This is a genomic window from Clostridium ganghwense (assembly GCF_026735165.1).
GTDB lineage: Bacteria > Bacillota > Clostridia > Clostridiales > Clostridiaceae > Clostridium_H > Clostridium_H ganghwense.
The window spans coordinates 165,411-183,427 of sequence record NZ_JAPQES010000007.1; the positions used below are offsets into that span (position 1 = coordinate 165,411).

Annotated in this window: 21 protein-coding genes; all 21 read left to right on the plus strand. The window is 29.6% G+C overall.

Features of this window, described 5'->3' with window-relative positions; translation table 11 throughout:
• The first annotated feature begins 278 nt into the window (after nt 1-278).
• A complete protein-coding gene (locus OXH55_RS17675; protein ID WP_268051442.1) occupies nt 279-590 on the plus strand; it encodes a hypothetical protein in 312 nt (103 codons plus the stop codon).
• A 229-nt stretch (nt 591-819) separates the two neighbouring features.
• Nucleotides 820-1,194: a hypothetical protein gene (locus OXH55_RS17680; RefSeq protein ID WP_268051443.1), complete on the plus strand. Its 375-nt coding sequence runs from the start codon at nt 820-822 to the stop codon at nt 1,192-1,194.
• Between the two features lie 143 nt (nt 1,195-1,337).
• A complete protein-coding gene (locus tag OXH55_RS17685; RefSeq protein WP_268051444.1) occupies nt 1,338-1,646 on the plus strand; it encodes a hypothetical protein in 309 nt (102 codons plus the stop codon).
• Nucleotides 1,647-1,798: 152 nt separating this feature from the next.
• Entirely contained in the window at nt 1,799-1,999 is a 201-nt protein-coding gene (locus tag OXH55_RS17690) for a hypothetical protein (protein WP_268051445.1), read from the plus strand.
• Nucleotides 2,000-2,074: 75 nt separating this feature from the next.
• Complete coding sequence (locus tag OXH55_RS17695) at nt 2,075-2,947, plus strand: terminase small subunit (RefSeq protein ID WP_268051446.1); 873 nt, start codon at nt 2,075-2,077, stop codon at nt 2,945-2,947.
• Nucleotides 2,931-4,628, plus strand: coding sequence for a phage terminase large subunit (gene terL / locus OXH55_RS17700; RefSeq protein ID WP_268051447.1), 1,698 nt, complete (start codon nt 2,931-2,933; stop codon nt 4,626-4,628). The genes OXH55_RS17695 and terL overlap by 17 nt, the downstream gene beginning before the upstream one ends.
• Complete coding sequence (locus OXH55_RS17705; RefSeq protein ID WP_268051448.1) at nt 4,628-6,085, plus strand: phage portal protein; 1,458 nt, start codon at nt 4,628-4,630, stop codon at nt 6,083-6,085. Before terL ends, OXH55_RS17705 begins: the two co-directional genes overlap by 1 nt.
• Entirely contained in the window at nt 6,085-7,023 is a 939-nt protein-coding gene (locus tag OXH55_RS17710) for a hypothetical protein (RefSeq protein WP_268051449.1), read from the plus strand. Before OXH55_RS17705 ends, OXH55_RS17710 begins: the two co-directional genes overlap by 1 nt.
• Nucleotides 7,024-7,094: 71 nt before the next feature.
• Nucleotides 7,095-7,436, plus strand: coding sequence for a hypothetical protein (locus OXH55_RS17715; protein WP_268051450.1), 342 nt, complete (start codon nt 7,095-7,097; stop codon nt 7,434-7,436).
• A gap of 127 nt (nt 7,437-7,563) precedes the next feature.
• On the plus strand, nt 7,564-8,208 hold the full coding sequence (locus tag OXH55_RS17720; RefSeq protein ID WP_268051451.1) for a phage scaffolding protein: 645 nt from the start codon (nt 7,564-7,566) through the stop codon (nt 8,206-8,208).
• Nucleotides 8,209-8,224: 16 nt separating this feature from the next.
• A complete protein-coding gene (locus OXH55_RS17725; RefSeq protein WP_268051452.1) occupies nt 8,225-8,566 on the plus strand; it encodes a hypothetical protein in 342 nt (113 codons plus the stop codon).
• A gap of 27 nt (nt 8,567-8,593) precedes the next feature.
• Entirely contained in the window at nt 8,594-9,631 is a 1,038-nt protein-coding gene (locus tag OXH55_RS17730; RefSeq protein ID WP_268051453.1) for a major capsid protein, read from the plus strand.
• A gap of 60 nt (nt 9,632-9,691) precedes the next feature.
• Nucleotides 9,692-9,901 (plus strand): DUF7210 family protein, encoded by a 210-nt coding sequence (locus OXH55_RS17735; RefSeq protein WP_268051454.1) that lies wholly within the window; start codon nt 9,692-9,694, stop codon nt 9,899-9,901.
• A 2-nt stretch (nt 9,902-9,903) separates the two neighbouring features.
• Nucleotides 9,904-10,185, plus strand: a complete 282-nt coding sequence (locus tag OXH55_RS17740) for a hypothetical protein (protein WP_268051455.1) — start codon at nt 9,904-9,906, stop codon at nt 10,183-10,185.
• On the plus strand, nt 10,182-10,544 hold the full coding sequence (locus OXH55_RS17745) for a hypothetical protein (protein ID WP_268051456.1): 363 nt from the start codon (nt 10,182-10,184) through the stop codon (nt 10,542-10,544). The genes OXH55_RS17740 and OXH55_RS17745 overlap by 4 nt, the downstream gene beginning before the upstream one ends.
• On the plus strand, nt 10,541-10,915 hold the full coding sequence (locus OXH55_RS17750) for a hypothetical protein (protein WP_268051457.1): 375 nt from the start codon (nt 10,541-10,543) through the stop codon (nt 10,913-10,915). Before OXH55_RS17745 ends, OXH55_RS17750 begins: the two co-directional genes overlap by 4 nt.
• Nucleotides 10,915-11,253, plus strand: a complete 339-nt coding sequence (locus OXH55_RS17755) for a hypothetical protein (protein ID WP_268051458.1) — start codon at nt 10,915-10,917, stop codon at nt 11,251-11,253. The genes OXH55_RS17750 and OXH55_RS17755 overlap by 1 nt, the downstream gene beginning before the upstream one ends.
• 2 nt (nt 11,254-11,255) lie before the next feature.
• A complete protein-coding gene (locus OXH55_RS17760; protein WP_268051460.1) occupies nt 11,256-11,831 on the plus strand; it encodes a hypothetical protein in 576 nt (191 codons plus the stop codon).
• A gap of 53 nt (nt 11,832-11,884) precedes the next feature.
• Nucleotides 11,885-12,316 carry a hypothetical protein gene (locus OXH55_RS17765; RefSeq protein WP_268051461.1) on the plus strand — a complete coding sequence of 144 codons (432 nt, stop codon included), beginning with the start codon at nt 11,885-11,887 and terminating at the stop codon, nt 12,314-12,316.
• Nucleotides 12,294-12,467, plus strand: coding sequence for a hypothetical protein (locus tag OXH55_RS17770; RefSeq protein WP_268051462.1), 174 nt, complete (start codon nt 12,294-12,296; stop codon nt 12,465-12,467). Before OXH55_RS17765 ends, OXH55_RS17770 begins: the two co-directional genes overlap by 23 nt.
• Nucleotides 12,468-12,521: 54 nt before the next feature.
• Nucleotides 12,522-18,014, plus strand: coding sequence for a phage tail tape measure protein (locus OXH55_RS17775; protein ID WP_268051464.1), 5,493 nt, complete (start codon nt 12,522-12,524; stop codon nt 18,012-18,014).
• The last annotated feature ends 3 nt before the right edge of the window (nt 18,015-18,017 follow it).

Below are 18,017 nucleotides of genomic sequence, written 5' to 3' on the forward strand. Positions count from 1 at the left end.
AAGAGAGAGCTAATAAAAGCTCTTTTTTAATGCAAATAGAGAGATATTTACATAGTTTTAATTATGTAAAGTAAAATTTAAATGTAAACTTGAATCATACTCTTGAAATACCAAAAACATATATGATTTTTTAAAACACAACCAATTTTTTATTTTAAACAAATTATAAAAGATTGGCAATACCTTAAATCAATCTTTTATTTATTAATTTTAGTATTTTGATAAAAAATAGAAATTAAGAGAAACTAGAAGTTATTGCATAGAAAGGAGGTAATAAGATGAAATACGATAAAGATAAATTTGTTGAGATATTAAAAATACTACAGAAAAATTTAATAAGTACTATAGATTTTAGTGAAATTAGCGCTTTGGAAACTAACCCATCAACTCAGGTAGTTGGATTCAACAGTAAAAATAATAATAAGGTTGGAATGATAGTTGTTGGTGAAAATAATGATAAAATTGTTATTGAAGTAATTGTTGATGACGAAAAGGATAAAAGTAAAGGAACTCCAGTAGTAGAAATGGAAGATTTTAATATTACAGTTCTTAATGAATTAATAGAATGGTTGAAAAATTACTGTAAATAGAAAAAGTATAAGTATATCTTTAGCTCTATTAAATAATAAGTAAGCATAATATTATAATGCATGCATTCATTACAAAAGCTATTGTCCATATACAAAGGTTAGATATATGTACAAAAGAATATATTACAGGGATAGGTACAATCTATCCCTGTAAATAAATTTAAACTAGTTACTAAAAAAGAGGAAAATATACCTTAATATAGAAGTTATTATTAAGGGGGTGAAGAATATGAGTACAAGTTTTAAAGAAGACATAAAATTAATAAATAAAATAGATATTGAAAAGCTTAAGCAATTAAAAGACATCATAGATAAATCCCAAAAGTACATATGTAGAGGTGAAGTCAATATAATCAGTAACAATAATGAAGTTTTAGTTCAAACACACTATGAATATTTTAATATTTATTTTTCAGAGAAAACAATCATGATAACAAGATGCAATCCAGAAAAAGAGATTGATACATTAGATCATACGAATATTAGTGTTGATAAAATAACTGATTATGAAATCAACTCTACATCTTTAACTCTAAATGGAGAATTAGATGAAAATTTTAAAATACAAATATTAATAGTATTCAAAAATAAAAAACAGTTATAAAATAAAAAAATATACATAATTAATTATGAGAATAGATGAAAATGTAAAACTAATAAAAATTATGCGAAATTTATAATTTCCTTAAAAATAAGTAGGAAATCTACTTTTAGCATAGAAAATATTACATAAAGGAGGAATAGTATATGTCTAAGATAAGTGATATAAAGAAAGTTGATGCAATTCCACATGATTGCAGGGAACAATTATCAACATGTGTTTTTTGTGGTGATAAAATTAATAATGGAGGATGTTGGTCTGCCAAAATGCCTATAGGTGTTTGTAAAAGTTGTTCAAATCAATTAGTTGATTTATTAATTGATACGTTAGAGGACACTATGCATTTTGAGGAACTTTCAATTGAAGAGAGATTAAAATATTTAAATAGTATTTGTGAAAATAGGTTATTAAAAAAAGAAACTATAAAAAGAAAAAATTTAAAGAATAATTATTAAGAGCTCACATGAGTTCTTTTTTATTTTGTTTAGCATCTCATTTTATTATCCAGAGTCTATATTTTAAATATAAATTATTTATAAAATGTAAAATAAAAGAAGGGAAAAACTCTTAAAGTGTAGAATTATTTACATGTAAGGGGGAGTTACTAATGCAAACAGGGTATATAAATTCACCAGATTCCGAAACAGGTGCAAGTGAATACAAGATTGAAATAGAATATGATAATGGTGAGGTTTTAGAAGAACAAATAATAAATTATTCTTATTCAAATGTGTTTGAGTGGATTAAGGATAGACATAACGGTAAGAATGATCGAAAAGTAAAAAGTATAAAAATTGATTTAATTTAGATAAAAAAAGAACTCTGTTAAGAGTTCTTTTTTATACCCAAAACAAACAATAGGTGAGGTGGTGACAATGTAACTATGTCAGATATAAGAGCACCAGATATAAAAAAATTAGCTGAAAAAGACTATATAACTGGAATGAAGTATAAAGATATAGCAACTAAATATAATGTATCTTTAAATACAGTTAAGTCATGGAAAACAAGATATAAATGGAATAGAAAAGGTGTGCATACAAAAGAAAAAGTATGCACACAAAAAAAGAATATAGAAAAAAGTGTACAAGAGCCAATGCAACAGGATGTGGAAGAAGTTTTAATGAACTCTTCACTTACTGATAAACAAAGACTTTTTTGTCATTACTATTTAAAATCATTTAATCAAACTATGGCAGCTATTAAAGCTGGATATTCACCAGAAAGAGCACATGTAACAGGAAGTGAGTTAGTAAGAAATCGTAAGGTGAAAGAGGAGATAAAAAAGCTTAAAGGCAAAATGACAGAAGAGTTATTTATAGATGCTATGGATGTACTTAGAAAGTATGTTGAAATAGCTTTTGCAGATATAACTGACTATGTTGAATATGGTAAGAAAGAAATTGTAGTAGATAAAGATGAGGAAGGTAATGAAGTAAAAGCTTTAGTAAACTATGTAGATTTTAAAGATAGTTACATGGTAGATGGAACAATTATTGAAGAAGTATCTCAAGGTAAAAATGGAGTTAAAATTAAGCTTCATGATAAAATGAAAGCACTTGAAAAACTTGAAAAGTATTTTGATTTGTTTCCTGATAAGTTTAAGCGAAAAATTGAAGAAGAAAAGCATAAGATGGCTAAGTATAAATTTGAGATTGAGAAAAGCAAATTAAAAACTCAAGAGCAACCAAAACATAATAAGGTTACAGAAAATGAATTAAAAGCTATTTTGGAAGATGATGAAGATGATGACTAGAGAAGAAGAAAGACTGCTTTGGAAGTATCTGAAAAAGAAATTTAAAAAGAAGTTTAAAAAATCATGGAAGAAACCATTTAGTGATTATGTATTAGGAAGAGAAAAATCAGGACCAAATGGATTAAGAAAAGAGTTAGCAGAAATAGATCTTGAGTATTTTGGCAAAGCTTATTTTTCTCATTACTTTAATAGAGAAACTCCTGAATTTCATAGAGAACTAGATACTCTTTGGAATAAGAATGTTATAAGAAATAAAGCTGGAACTAAAACTGCAGTAGCAGCTCCAAGAGGACATGCTAAAAGTACTAACTTAACTTTTAAAGACACTATACATTCTATAGTTTATCAGTATAAGCATTATATCTTAATAATTTCAGATTCTAGTGATCAGGCTGAAAGCTTTTTAACTAATATTAGAGAAGAATTTGAAGAGAACGAAGCATTTAAAACTGATTTTGGAGAATTGTCAGGTAAGGTTTGGAAGTCTAATGTGCTTTTAACTAATACAAATATAAAAGTTGAAGCATTAGGAGCTGGTAAAAAGGTCAGAGGTAGAAAGCATAAGAACTGGAGACCTGATTTAATAGTTCTTGATGATATAGAGAATGATGAAAATGTTAGAACTCCAGAGCAAAGAAAGAAACTAGAAAATTGGTTTTATAAAGCTGTATCAAAAGCTGGTGATGATTATACAGATATAGTTTATATAGGTACTTTACTTCATTATGATAGTTTGCTTGCTAAAGTATTAAGGAATCCAGTATATAAAACTAAAAAGTATAAAGCAGTAATATCTTTTGCTTTACATCAAGAATTGTGGCAGCAGTGGGAAAGACTATTTACTGATTTAAGTAATGAGAATAGGTTAAATGAAGCTTATTCTTTTTTTTATGCTCATAAAAAGGAAATGCTAGAAGATACAGAAGTACTTTGGGAAGATAAACTTACTTATTATGATTTGATGGTTATGAAAGTATCAGAGGGAGATGCTTCCTTTAATTCAGAAGAACAGAATGAGCCTATCAATCCTGATGATTGCTTATTTAATGAAGAATGGATTGATTTTTATAACGAAGCTGCTATTAGCTTTAAGGATGAAAAATTTACTTTCTATGGTTTTGTAGATCCTTCATTAGGTAAAAACAAAACTAGTGACTATTCTGCAATTATTACAATAGCAAAAGATAATGAAACTGGTTATATGTATGTTATAGATGCCGATATAGAAAGAAGGCATCCAAGTAAAATAATTGAGGATATATTAGAAAAAGAAAAATGGCTAAGAAATACTTATGGCAGAGGTTATTTATCATTTGGTGCAGAGACAAATCAGTTTCAGTGGTTTCTAAAAGAAGAATTAACAAAAGCAAGTGCTAAAGCAGGATTGTATTTACCTATAAAAGAAATTCAACAAACTTCAGATAAGGTAATGAGAATTCAAACTCTTCAACCAGATATTAAGAACAAATATATAAAGTTTAATAAAAGATTTAAGCTTTTACTAGAGCAATTAAGTTACTTTCCTATGGCAGATCATGATGATGGTCCAGATGCACTCGAAGGTTGTAGAACACTTGCTAAAAATAATAAGGTTGAATACAACAAAGAAGTTTACAACAAAGGTATGGGCCTTAAAAACAATATCTATAAAAATAAAAGGAGAGGAGGTGCAATATTCTAATGGATATAAAACAGCAGCTGCTTAAGCTAAGTAATTCAGAGTTAAATGAAAGAAAAAAGGCAAGAAGAGATTACTTTTTCTATTTAGGTGAATATGAAGATAAAGAAGCTGCCATATGTGATATGGACCTTTTAGGTCAAAATTGGATAGTAACTGATGATTTAGATTATGTACCTTCACAAGTAGTTGATAATAAAGTAAAGCCACTAATAGCAAAACAAGCTAGATTTATGTTTGGTAAGGAACCAGATATATTATTTAAATCTTATGATAAAGCTGATAAGGAAAAAGCAGAAGAGTTAAGGCAGTATATAGATGGTATATTAAACGGAAATAAGTTTTGGAGCAATACACTAAAAGCCTTTAGACTAGCAACAGTAACAAAGAGAGTCTTGTTGAGAATGGAAGCTAATCCAGGACAACCGGTAAGGCTCTTTTATCATGATATGAATGATTTTAATTATGAGGTTAATCCCAATGATATAAGTCAAATTGTTTCTATAAGTCTGGTCAAGCAAGATTCAGCTACAGCTAAGGAAGAGGTAAGTAAGCAGATATGGTTTAGATATACTTACTTCATTCAAAATGATAAATGTTATTTAAAAACTGAAAAATTTAAAGGTAATGATTTAGAGACACCTATAGAAACGGTAACTAAAGATACTGGATTAAGCAAGCTACCATGTTGGGTAATTGTCAATGAGCAAAGTTTAACTAGTTCATTAGGCGCAAGTGATTTGAAAGATTTAAAACCACTTCAAAACCAATACAACAGTAAGTTGAGTGATTTTAGTGATGCTCTTAGATTTAACATGTTTGGTATGAATGTATTTATTGATGCAGAAGAAGATGGAGTAAATAATGCAAAAGTAGCACCTAACTCTGTAATAGCTTTAAGAAGTATTGATAATAGGAAAGCTGATCTAAAAAAAGTTGAAAGTGCTTTTACTAATGCAGAACCTGTAGATAAATATCTTACAAGGCTTGAGAATTCAATGTATGAGAAGTTAGGAATACCAAGACCAGAACAACTTGCTAATGTTCCATCTGCAAAGTCTATAAAATATATGTACAATGATTTAATAGCTAGATGTTCAGAAAAATGGCATGATTGGGAACCGGTTATAAGGTCAATGTTGAGACTAATAGTAGAAGCTTGTGGCAAATTTAACTGTTATGATGACTGGAATCATGAATGGGATAAGCTTCAACACAACATAGTTATTAAAAAGAACTATCCTATTCCAGAAGATGAAGAGGACCAGAAACGTCTTGCTATGGAGGAAGTTCAAAATAACGTTAGAAGTCATAGGAGTTATATAAAAGATTTTGCAGATGATGAGGATGCAGAAGGGGCAATGAAGGAAATAGCTGAAGATATAAAAACTATCAATGAAGCAGAGCAGGACCAATTTCAAAAATCAGTGCAAGATGATTTGAATGGTGATGATGGATAATGAATTTATATCAACAAACTGTACTAGAATCACGCAAAAAGTTTTTGAAACTTACTTTAAAGCAAGAAAAGGAAGTTCTTAATATTTATAAAGAGGCTGCTAAAGAAATAACTGAAAGACTTGCTAAAAGTAAAGCAGGGAGTTTAAAACAAAGGCAGTTGTCAGAATTACAGAAAACTATTAAGCAGTACACTAGAGAACTTCAACAACAATTAAGTAAATCAATTAAAGAAGGAATAAAAGCTAGTGTAGAAATAGCATCAAATGTTCAATTGAGTTATTTTGAAACCATGGATCTACATGAGGATTTAAGTTCTACATTTAGAAAAATGTTTACTCAGCTTAATGTAGATGTAGCCAAAACTATTGTAAGTGGTGATTATTACAAAGATGGATTAACTTTAGATAAACGAATTTGGAACATAACTAAAAGAAATGGTAAGGACCTTAATAGAATTATAAAAGTTAATACTGTTCAACGTAGAAGTGCTGGAGAATTAGCAAAACAATTAGAACAGTATATTAATCCTAAAAAGAAGATGATAACACATACAAGAGTACCTGGAATAAATAAAAGCATAGCTTATCAATCCCAGCGTTTGGCCAGGACAAGTTTAACTCATTCTAACACAGAAAGTTATATTCAAGGTTCAAAGAAAAATCCGTTTTGTGAAGGGTTTAAGTGGAATTTAAGTCCTAGTCATAGTTTAAGAATGCATGGAAGAACTGATATATGTGATGAGTATGCAGGAAAGATATTTGAACCTGATGAATGTCCTATTCAGCATCCAAACTGTTTATGTTATTTTACTCAAGAAACAATACCTATAGAACAAGCTAGAGAAGAACTTATAGAATGGGTAAATGGAGGAGAGAATGCTAAACTAGATAAATGGATAGGAGATTATGGTCAAGAATTTGGGATAGGAAGAAGGTAATCTAAAGTTTTTGGTGAATTAGCTGCATTAAAATAGGAAAATTATAGTATAATTTAAATATAAAAAATGATTTGAGGGGGATTAGAATTAAAGGGAAAATTAATATTCCAGCCAAAAATATTAATTTAAGTAGATTTTCTTTTGATGATAATCATATAAATAATGAGAGAAATCATAATGTGACGAGAGAAGAAGCTCTAAGCTTTATAAAAAATGCTAAATTATCTATCAGTAAGTGGAATGGTAAATTTGAAAATTATTATTCTTTTGATGGAGCAACGTATGTGGATATAGAAAATAAAAATATAAGAACTGCATTTAAACAAGAAGAGTTCAAAGAGGATGTTGAAAAAATGATAGAGGTGTTAAAAAATATGAATGATATAAATTGTCCTAATCATAGTAATGATTAAATAGGTACTTACTAAGTAAAAATAGTAGGTGCTTTTTATTTTGGAGGCTATTGGAGATGGATAGGATAAATGATAAGGCGTATAAGTACGTCTTTTTATTTTGTAAAAATTTAAGGAGGTTTAAGTTATGGGATTATTAGAATATTTAAAGAAAATCTTAGGTGATGAAGAAGGACAAAAGGCATATGACAAAATTCAAGCAGATAAGGATAATGTCATTTTAGTTGATTCAAAGAAAGAATCTAAGTACGTTGAAAAAGGAAAGATTGATTCTGCTAATCAAACTATAAAAGATTATAAGCAGCAGATAAAAGACAGAGATACACAATTAAATGATTTAAAAGAAAAGCTTAAAGATATAAAAGATGTAAAAGAATTAGAAAGTGAAATTGAGAAATTAAAAACTGAAAATCAACAAACTACAGAAAAATATGAATCAAAGCTAAAACAAATAGAATTTGATACTAAATTTGAAAAAGCTTTAACAAGTCATAAGCCTAAAAATACAAGAGCTCTGAAAGCACTATTAGATATGGAAAAAATCAAACTTGATGGTGACAGTATTTTAGGGCTTGATGATCAAATGAAAGTATTAAAAGAATCTGATGCTTACTTATTTGAAGATGAAAAATCAGATAAGGGGGGAGGTACAGGTGTAATTGGTGGACAGGATAAGAAAGATGCTCCAACTGAAACAATAGGTGCAAGATTAGCAAAGCAGAAAGCTGAAAATCAAAAAAATATAGAAAATGAATTTTTCAAAATAAACTAGTGAGAGGTGAAAATTAATGAGTAGACAATATTCAAGACAAATTTTTGGGGTAAATGAAAATATTCTTGCTATTCCAGATAATTTTGTAAATGTTCCTTTAAAGGTGAAATATGATGATGTACCAGTTGATTCAAATGGTAAGAGAATACTTAAGGCAGGAACCATATTAAGTAAAACAGGCAAAATTGTAAATGATGGAACTGCTTATGGTTTAGTATATGAAAATGTTGATTTTACAACTGTTGTAGGTAATGAAACAGTTCCAGTAACAATACATGGAATTATAAATGGTAAGAAATTACCTACAGCTCCAAGTGCAGAGGCTCTAGCAGCAATGAAACAAATAACTATAATATAAAAAGTTTAGAAAGGTAAGGTGACATTTATGCCAGTTGATGTAATGGAAGTAATAAATGCAGAAAGTGTTAGTCAGTATGTTACAGGAATGCCAAAAGAAAATAAAATAGGAGAGGCTCTATTTCCACGTAAAAAGCAGATGGGAATTGATATTACTTTAATCAAGGGTGCAAAAAATAAGCCGGTAGCATTAAGACCAAGTACTTTTGATGTATCTGTAAAGCTAAGAAGTTTAAGAGCAGATGTAAAAGAAGAAACAAAAGAAATGCCATTCTTTAAAGAAGCAGTTGCTATTAAGGAAAGAGATAGACAAGATTTGCTCCTTGCAATGAGTGGAAAAAATACTCAATGGAGAGATATGATCTTAGATAATATATACAACGATACAAAATGTCTTGTAGATGGTGCTGATATACAAGCAGAAAGAATGAGAATGCAGCTAATAAGCGAAGGTAAAATACTTGTATCTACACAAGATAGAGATATAAGTTTTGACTATGGTTTTCCTGTTGGTCATATGGAAACTCTTTCAGGTACTGCAGTATGGTCTGATACAGAAAATTCTACACCAATAGAGGATATTATGAGATGGCAAGATAAGGTTGAAGAAGATACTGGAGTAAGACCATCAAGAGCAGTATGTACAAGAAAAACTTTTAATTATCTCAAAGCTAACAAAGGAGCAAGATTAGACATTGATAGAACAGGCAGCACAATAATAACAGATGTCATTATTAAAAAATATTTAAATGATAAAGTTGGAATAGTTGTAGAAATAGTAAGTGGTAATTTTATTGCTGAAGATGGCTCAAATCAACCTTATTTCCCTGAAGATATATTTACATTACTTCCAGATGGTACCTTAGGAAGAACTTATTACGGTACAACACCAGAAGAAGCAGATTTAATGACAGGGAATGCAGCTCAAGTTGCTATTGTAAGAGATGGAATTGCAATAACAACTGTTAAACAAACAGATCCAGTAACTGTAGTGACAAAAGTATCTCAGATTACTCTTCCAAGCTTTGAAAGAATAGAAGAGATTTTTATAGCAAGAGTTAAATAATAATTAATTAACAAATAGGAGAGTTTTTCTCTCCTTATTTTTTTAGAAAGGATGATATAAATGGCTAAGAAAAAAATTAAAGCAAAGGCGTTAGTTAATCTTAAATATGATAAGGAAATAAAGAAAATAGGTGAAGAATTAAAAATAAGAATTGATAATGTTGAATCAATGGTAGATAGGGGATTGATTGTACTACTAGAAGATATACCTGAAAAACTAGGAGAAGATGATGAGACGGGTGGGGAAAGTAATGAAAAAGAAGGTGAATAGTTATGGCTACCACACCTATTGAAGTTTTAAAATTTAATTTACAAGAGAAACAGTTTCCTTATTTTGATTATAAGGAGCTAGAGATTTTACTAGAAACTAATGATAATGATGTAAATAAAGCAACTTACAAAGGATGCATGATGAAAGCTCAAGAAGATGGTTTAAATATAGGACCATTGAAAACAGAGTCTAATAAAGAATATTGGTTGAATCTTGCTAAAAGTTTTAAACCTAAGAAAACTTATAACTATATAACAAGCATGAAAAGAAGTGATGGTCAATGAGTTTAAATATAGAAAGAATAAAACAGCAAGTTAAAAGAGGAATAGCTATAAAACCTACTCATATAAAGCTTATTAGAAAAGAGAAAATAAGCAATGGTATGAGAGGTGGAAAAGAAAAACCAGTAGATGTTGCTGAACTTGATGTTTTTATAGATGATAGTAAACATTCATTAAGTGGTAATTTAAAAGAATCAGGAAAAATAAATAGAATTAGAAGTCTAACAATGCTTGCTGTAGCAGAAGGCTTTGAAATTAAAGAAGGAGATTATTTTATTGCCAATGAGATAAAGTACAGAGTAACTTATCCGGGAATGCTTGTAGAAGGAGTTTATAACTCTGATTTAGAGGTGGTTAAATGAGTGATGGTTGTAAAATAGATATGAATGGTTTAGATGAAGCAATGAGAAAACTTAAGGAGTTTACTCCAAGGCTTAAAGCAGCATTAGCTTTAGATGCTCAAAACATAGCTATGGAAATGGAAAAATGGGCTAAAGAAAATGCACCATGGGAAGATAGAACAGCTCATGCACGTTTATTTTTAAAAGCTACAGTTAAATGGAAACACACCAATGAACTTATGATAACTATTAGCCATGGAGTAGATTATGGGGTGTATCTTGAATTAGCTAATGAAGGTAAGTATGCAATACTTGAAAAAGCTATTCAAGAGTTTACTCCACAATTCCATGAAGGTTGGAAGAAGATAGTACAATCCGTAGGAGTGATTTAATGAATAGACAAGAGTTATTTAATTTATTAGATCCTGTTTATCCCACATATGCTATAGGAGAACATAAAGGTGAATGTATAGAATCATATATAGTTCTAAAATTTGATGGACAATTAACAAGTATGAATAACAGTCAGTGTGGTTGGCAGTTTGTTCATATTTTTTTATATGCTCCTTTAGGAGACATAACAATACTTGATGATATGATACTTGAAGTTAAACAAGCTCTTAAAAATAAGCTTGAAGATACAGGAGAAATTACTCCTGAAATAATCGATAGTGATAAAAAAGCTTATATGAGAAGGATAAAATATAGAATACCAAAGGAGGTAGTTTAAGTATGGGTACAACTGGTGAGATTTTGTACAATATTAAAAAGGTTATTTTGACACCAATAGATAAAAGTACTGGTTTACCATTAGCTGATGCTAAAAAAATTAATGTTCAATGTGATAGTGAAGCTGATATTGATCCTGAAATATCTCAAGGTAAAGAAAAAACACTTAGAGATGATGAAAGAATATTGGCAACTGCAAATACTCCAGATTTAATCTATGGATATAAATTAAAACTAAAAAATAATACCTTTGATATAGCAGTAGCAGCATTAGTAGAAGGTGGAAATGTTAGATATGATAAAGAAGATCCTACAAAAATAATAGGTTATGATACACCAATGCTTTCAGAAGGATGTACCTTGAAGCCTTTTATGACTGAAATATATGTGGCAAATTATGAGGGAGACGACATAAAAAATTATGCGAAGATAACATTTAATAAGTGTACAGGAAAGGCGTTTAAAATGTCACTTAAGAAGGATTTCTTTGCTCCTGAATTTGAGATTAAGTGTAGAGAAAATACTAAGGCTAAATTAACAATGAAATCACTTGATTTTGTTGATGAAATACCAGCATAAGAGGGCTTTAAACAAGCTCTCTTTTTAATTTGAATAATTTGGAGGTCGATAATATGGCAGTAACTAAAATAGAGGAATTAAAAGCTAAAAAATATATAGAGGTAGATCTTCCAGGATGGGACGGAGATGATGTCTTTACTTGTAAGCTTCAAAGAGTTAACCTTTTAGATTTAGCAAGTAAAGGGAAAATACCTAATCCACTTATGGGAACTGTAGTGCAATTATTTAAAGGGAATGGACCAGTACCAGAGGATGAAAATAGTTTAAAAACAATAAATGAATTATCAGAGTTATTCTGTGAGGTTACTATGGCAGAACCTACTTTTAAAGAAGTTCAAGAAGCCATAGGACTTACTGATGAGCAAAAGATAATAATTTATAACTACGCAGTAAAAGGAGCTAGAGTATTGGAACCGTTTCGTAAAAAGCCAGAAAATACTAAGCCTAGTGACAATGGTAAAGATGTACCAGAAGAGACCAAGTGAAATAATAAAAATTGAAGATGATTATGTAGCTTATTGTTTAGATGAAGCGATAAGTGAATTTATAATTAGAATAGAGAATGAGGAAACTCCTAGATTTATAGATAATAACACGAAGAAAGATAACCCAGGATTAAAATTACTTATGAAGTAATTAGAGAATTAAGAATCACTTTTGTGGTTCTTTTCTTATGCCTCAAAATAGGAGGTGAGAAATATAAGTACAGATTTAGGAAGTATATATTCGAGTTTAGATTTAAGGTTAGATAAGTTTGAGAGTTCTGTGACGAAAGCAATGAAGGGTTTTTATAAATTACAAACAAGAACTCAACAATCTAGTTCTATAATGGATAAATCAGTTTATACTGCTGTATCTAACATAGAAAAATCATATCAGCTTTGGGAAAGAGCTAATGATAAGACAGGAAAAAGTATTTTTGATAATAGTAAAAAAATAGAAAGTTATAAAGATAGAATAAAAGTCTTAGATGAAGAAATTAAAAAGTCAGAAAAGACTTTAGCTGATATAGAAAAGCAAAGTGGTAAAAACTCTAAAGAAGCTGAACAATATAACTCTCATGTTTTGGATTTGAAATTATCACATTCTCAGCTTACAGAAGAAATGAGAAGAGCAGAAAGAGAAACAAGAACTTTTACTGGAAGACTGGAATTGTTAGAAAGAGAATTCACTAGAATTAATAATAGATACAGGGTTTTTGATAAAGTTGGTGGTAAGTTTCAAGAGATAGGTAATAAATTGACTATGGGAGTTACACTTCCACTTGTTGCAGTAGGAACCGTATCTGCTAAATCTGCTATGGATTTTGAAAAAGGTATGACAAAGGCAAATACAATTGCAAAATTAAGTAGTGAAGAAATAAAGAATTTATCTAAAGAAACATTAAATCTATCTGATGCAACAGGTGTTACAGCAAAAGATTTAGCAGAAATGGAGTATAACGCGCTATCTGCCAGTGTTAAAATAAAAGATCTTACAAGTGTTGTTAAAACATCTTCCGAACTTAGCAAGGGTGGCTTTGCTGATGCGAATGATTCTCTTAAATTATTAACGTCTACTTATAATATCTATAGAGAAGAATTTGAAAAGTTAGGTATTAGTCAAGCAAATGCAACTAAAATAATAGCTGATAAAATGATTAATATACAAAACATGGGTGTAACTACTGTAGGACAATTAAGTTCAACATTAGGTTCACTTACCCCAATTGCATCTAATGCAGGATTGAGCTTAGATGAACTTTCAGCCAGTATGATAGTTTTAACTAAAAATGGATTATCAACAGGTGAAGCAACGACAGGATTAAAAGCAACTCTTAGTAATTTGATAAAACCTAGTCAACAGGCAAGGAAAATGGCTCAAGCGCTAGGAATTGATTTTAGTACTGCAACAATTAAATCTAAAGGGTTTGGTGGATTTTTAAAAGATTTACGAGAAAAACTTAAAAATACAAATCCTGCACTTATTGAAACTGCAGATAAAATAGCTAAATATCACTATCAAATAGATCATGCTACTAAAGAGCAAAAAAAGAACAAGGAACAAATGAGACACTGGAAAGCAGAATTAAAAAACGCTAAAGGACAATTGAAAGTATTAACCAAAGCAGGTGGAGAAACTACAGGTGCTTTAGGACAATTGTTTGGCAGTGTAGAAGGACTAGGAGCAGTTTTAAGTTTAACAAGTAAATATGGTATGGAAGATTTTAAAAACGGATTAGAAGCTTCTAAAAATTCAATAGGTAGTACACAAAAAGCTGCAGATCAAATGGCTGAAACAACAGCTGAAAAATTTGAAAAAGCAATGAACAAATTAAAAAATGCAGGTATTAGACTAGGTATAAAGTTATTACCAGTAGTAGAGAAAGGCATTAATCTAATATCAAATTTAGCTGATAAATTTGGAAAACTTAGTCCAACAACTCAAGACTGGATAGTTAAAATCGGATTAGCAACTGCTGTACTCGGACCTTTTCTAAGCGTTACTGGTGGAGTTATAAAAGGAATAGGTGGACTATTAAGCTTAGGACCTAAAGTAAGTACCTTCTTTGGATTATTTAAGGGGGCAACAACAGTAGCTACTGCAGTTGAAGGAGTTGGAACAGCAGCAGGTGTAGCAACAGGAGCTGCAGGTAGTGGAGGAATTTTAGGATTAACAGCTAGTTTTGGTCCAGCTGTAGTTGCTGCCGCACCATGGATAGCTGCTGCTGGAGCAGTTGCTTATGGTGGGCATAAAATATATAAGCATATGACAAAAGAAGCAATTCCAGCCGTTGATCTTTTTGCAAATAAAACTCAACAAGCAGCACATAGAACAAAAACTGCAAATGGACAAATTATACAAAGTTATGAGCAAACTACTATAAAAATAAGTGATGAAACTAAGAAGGCTGTTGGAACTTATATGGAGTTAGATAAATCTGCTACGGAAAGTCTTACAAACATATATGCTAATAGAACAATTTTAACTAATGAAAACTCTCAGGAACTAATTAGTATCTATAAAAATATGAATAAGCAAATAGAGAAGGGAATAGATAAACATTATCAAAAAAGAACTTCATCTTTACAAAATTTCTTTAATAATAGTAATGCTATGACAAAGGATGAAGAAGCAGAGATTTTAGCAAAAGAAAAGCAAAATAATGAAGCCAGAAAGGCATCTCAGCAAGAATTTCAAGATAAAATTAAAGCAATCATTGAGAGGGCAAGTAAAGAAAACAGAAATCTTAAAGCAGATGAAGTCAAAGAAATAAATATGTATCAAAATAATATGAGACAAAATGCCATTAAATGTCTTAGTGAAGAGGAAATTGAAAGTAAAGTAATAATGGAAAGACTCAAAGGATATAGTAGTAGAATTACAGCAGAGCAAGCTAGTGAAGTGATTAAGAATGCAGAAAAACAAAGAATAAGTGCAGTAGATAAAGCCAATAAACAATATGATGAAACTGTTAAGCAGATAATAAGAATGAGAGATGAAACTGGAACTATTACAGCTGAACAAGCTGATAAATTAATCAAAGAAGCTGAGAGACAAAAAACACAAAGCATAGAAAAAGCTAACATGCTTAAAGAAGGTGTAGTAACTAGAGTACTTGAAATGGATAAAACTATAGCTGATGATGTAGACACAAAGTCAGGTGAAATGTTAACAAGTTGGGATAAATTAAAAAAATGGTGGGATGATTGGAAACCAGATGTAAAAAACTTTACCTTTAAAGTTACTGGATTTTTTGAGAAGATAAATAGTTTTTTTGAAAAACAAAATGATAGTGGTTTAGGAACTTATAATGGTCCAGGTTCAATTGCAGGTGCAGGTAAGGGATATGCAACTGGTACAAATTCAGCAACACCAGGATTACATGAAATTGCAGAAGATGGGTTTGAAATAGTAACTAGTAGACAATATAGATGGTTTAATGGTGGAGAAAAAGTATTTAATCATAATGAATCTAAAAAATTACTAGAGGCTCTTTCTAATAAATCCAATGCTCAAAATATTGCTAAAGAAGCTATGGCACAGTCAAAAGAAAGTATAGCTGTAAAACCAAGAGTAAGTGTATCTGAAAGCACTATTAAAAACAATAATGCTTCAATGTTAAACTATGGAGATAAAAATAAAAAAGCTTATAAAGACTATGTTAATTATGTAAATAAACTTAATCAAGATGAAGTTAAAACATCAAAAGAATTACTTGATAAAGATTATAAAAACAGAATTATAATTTTAGATGCTAAAATAAAAGCCATTAAGGAAAGTACTGCAAAAGAAACAGCTAACTTACAAGCTGTAGGCAATAAGAAAAATGAACATAATAAAAAAGCTATAGCTGCAGTAAAATCAGTAACTAATGCTAAAGTAAAAGCACTTGAAAATTCTAAAACTGCTTTAAAAAAATATCATGAGTTAGGTATTGAGCTTTTAAATGAAAGAAATGAAGCTGTAAAGAAATCTATAAAAACTTCTGAAAATTTATTTAAAGATAAAATTAATAAATATGATGTAGCTATAAGAAGATTAAGTATTGACACTAAAGATTTAAATAAGAATTTAGATAATCAAAAAGCTATAGTTATTATTCAAGAACAGAAGATAGGGGAATTGAAAAAACGTTATAAGGAGTTAGCTGAAAGTTTTGGTTCAACTTCTGATGAGGCTATTGAAGCTAAAAAAGCTTTTCAAGATGCTAAGATAGAACTTATCAGTATGTCTAATGCAGTTGTAGAAGCTAAAAAACAAATAAATAAAGAAGTTGCTGAAAGTATAAATAACCTTGCTGATAAAATTAAAAATGCATTAAAAGAAAAATATAGTGAAGAAGAAAGTCAGCAAGAGGAATCTCTAAATAAGCAATTAGATAACTTAGAAAAACTTAAAAACAAAAACTTAGAAGAGATAAATGAAGTTTTTGATAAGAAAAAGGAAATACTTCAAGAAGAAGAAAATAAATCTGAGATAGCTTTTCAACATGAGTCAGAAGAGTTAGATAAGTGGAAAAAAGATACTCTTGAAGCTATTGAAGATACTTATAATACTAAAAAAGAAGCACTTGAAAATGGTAAACTAAATTCAGAAAAAGCTTTTAAATATGAATCTGAAAAGTTGGATAACTGGAAAGAACATCAGCTTAGATCTATTGATGAAGTTTCAAATAAAAAAATTAGTGCATTACAAGACCAAATAAATGCATTAGATAAGCAAGTTAAAGTTGAAGAAAGAATCAAAAAAGATAAAGAAGATCTCATCAAGATAAATAGATTAAAGGATAAAATATCTTTTGAACATAATGAGTTTAATAAAGCTGAAATGCAGAAAGAATTAAATAAATTAATCCAAGAAAGACAAGAGCGTTTGCACAATGATAAAATAGAAGATACAAAAGATACACTAAAAAAACAAATGGATATAATCAAAGAAGATGCATCTAAGCAAAAGCAAAGTATAAGTGATATATATGAGACTAAAAAAGATAATTTAAAGCGTAGAATTGATGATAGCAAAGAATATTATAGAGTTCAAAAAAAGCTTCTTGATAGCTCAGAAAAAATGGAAAAAGACTCAATATCAGCTACTTACGAAGCTAAAAAGGAAGATTTAAAACGAAGGATAGTAGATAGTAAAGAATATTTTGCAAAGCAAAAGAAGCAACTTCAAGAAACTGAAAAACTACAAATTAAAAGTATAAACGAGACTTATAATTTTGAAAAAGCTATATTATATAAAAAACTCAGAGATAACAAGGATTTTTATGAAAAAAAATTAGATGATGCTCAACTTAACGCTGAAGCTGAAAAACTTATTATGGATAATAATCAAAAAGAAATAGTAGAATTACTCAAAGCGTATGGTGATACTTATAAAGAAGTAGGGAATACATTAGGTGAAAATTTAGTTGAAGGATTTAAGCCTAAGATTGACTCACTAAGAGAGATGGTAGCTGATATTAATAGTTCTATTAGTGAATCAAGAAAAAATGCTTTAAAAGCTATCAGTGAAGCTAACGCAGCAAAAGCTGCAAGTTCATCACATTCATTTCGTGGAAGTACACATATATCAAATAATCATTCTACAGTAGTAAATAATAATCATGTGACTTTTAATAGTCCTCATGTTATGAGACCTTCAGAAATAATGAGAAAAACTGAATCTACATTTAGAAGATTAGTTTTTGGATCGTAGGTG

Excerpts from the sequence above, each read along its gene's own strand:
- OXH55_RS17675 (WP_268051442.1), top strand. The coding sequence starts at position 279 with ATGAAATACGATAAAGATAAATTTGTTGAGATATTAAAAATACTACAG.
- OXH55_RS17680 (WP_268051443.1), top strand. The coding sequence starts at position 820 with ATGAGTACAAGTTTTAAAGAAGACATAAAATTAATAAATAAAATAGAT.
- OXH55_RS17685 (WP_268051444.1), top strand. The coding sequence starts at position 1,338 with ATGTCTAAGATAAGTGATATAAAGAAAGTTGATGCAATTCCACATGAT.
- OXH55_RS17690 (WP_268051445.1), top strand. The coding sequence starts at position 1,799 with ATGCAAACAGGGTATATAAATTCACCAGATTCCGAAACAGGTGCAAGT.
- OXH55_RS17695 (WP_268051446.1), top strand. The coding sequence starts at position 2,075 with ATGTCAGATATAAGAGCACCAGATATAAAAAAATTAGCTGAAAAAGAC.
- terL (WP_268051447.1), top strand. The coding sequence starts at position 2,931 with ATGAAGATGATGACTAGAGAAGAAGAAAGACTGCTTTGGAAGTATCTG.
- OXH55_RS17705 (WP_268051448.1), top strand. The coding sequence starts at position 4,628 with ATGGATATAAAACAGCAGCTGCTTAAGCTAAGTAATTCAGAGTTAAAT.
- OXH55_RS17710 (WP_268051449.1), top strand. The coding sequence starts at position 6,085 with ATGAATTTATATCAACAAACTGTACTAGAATCACGCAAAAAGTTTTTG.
- OXH55_RS17720 (WP_268051451.1), top strand. The coding sequence starts at position 7,564 with ATGGGATTATTAGAATATTTAAAGAAAATCTTAGGTGATGAAGAAGGA.
- OXH55_RS17725 (WP_268051452.1), top strand. The coding sequence starts at position 8,225 with ATGAGTAGACAATATTCAAGACAAATTTTTGGGGTAAATGAAAATATT.
- OXH55_RS17730 (WP_268051453.1), top strand. The coding sequence starts at position 8,594 with ATGCCAGTTGATGTAATGGAAGTAATAAATGCAGAAAGTGTTAGTCAG.
- OXH55_RS17735 (WP_268051454.1), top strand. The coding sequence starts at position 9,692 with ATGGCTAAGAAAAAAATTAAAGCAAAGGCGTTAGTTAATCTTAAATAT.
- OXH55_RS17740 (WP_268051455.1), top strand. The coding sequence starts at position 9,904 with ATGGCTACCACACCTATTGAAGTTTTAAAATTTAATTTACAAGAGAAA.
- OXH55_RS17745 (WP_268051456.1), top strand. The coding sequence starts at position 10,182 with ATGAGTTTAAATATAGAAAGAATAAAACAGCAAGTTAAAAGAGGAATA.
- OXH55_RS17750 (WP_268051457.1), top strand. The coding sequence starts at position 10,541 with ATGAGTGATGGTTGTAAAATAGATATGAATGGTTTAGATGAAGCAATG.
- OXH55_RS17755 (WP_268051458.1), top strand. The coding sequence starts at position 10,915 with ATGAATAGACAAGAGTTATTTAATTTATTAGATCCTGTTTATCCCACA.
- OXH55_RS17760 (WP_268051460.1), top strand. The coding sequence starts at position 11,256 with ATGGGTACAACTGGTGAGATTTTGTACAATATTAAAAAGGTTATTTTG.
- OXH55_RS17765 (WP_268051461.1), top strand. The coding sequence starts at position 11,885 with ATGGCAGTAACTAAAATAGAGGAATTAAAAGCTAAAAAATATATAGAG.
- OXH55_RS17770 (WP_268051462.1), top strand. The coding sequence starts at position 12,294 with ATGTACCAGAAGAGACCAAGTGAAATAATAAAAATTGAAGATGATTAT.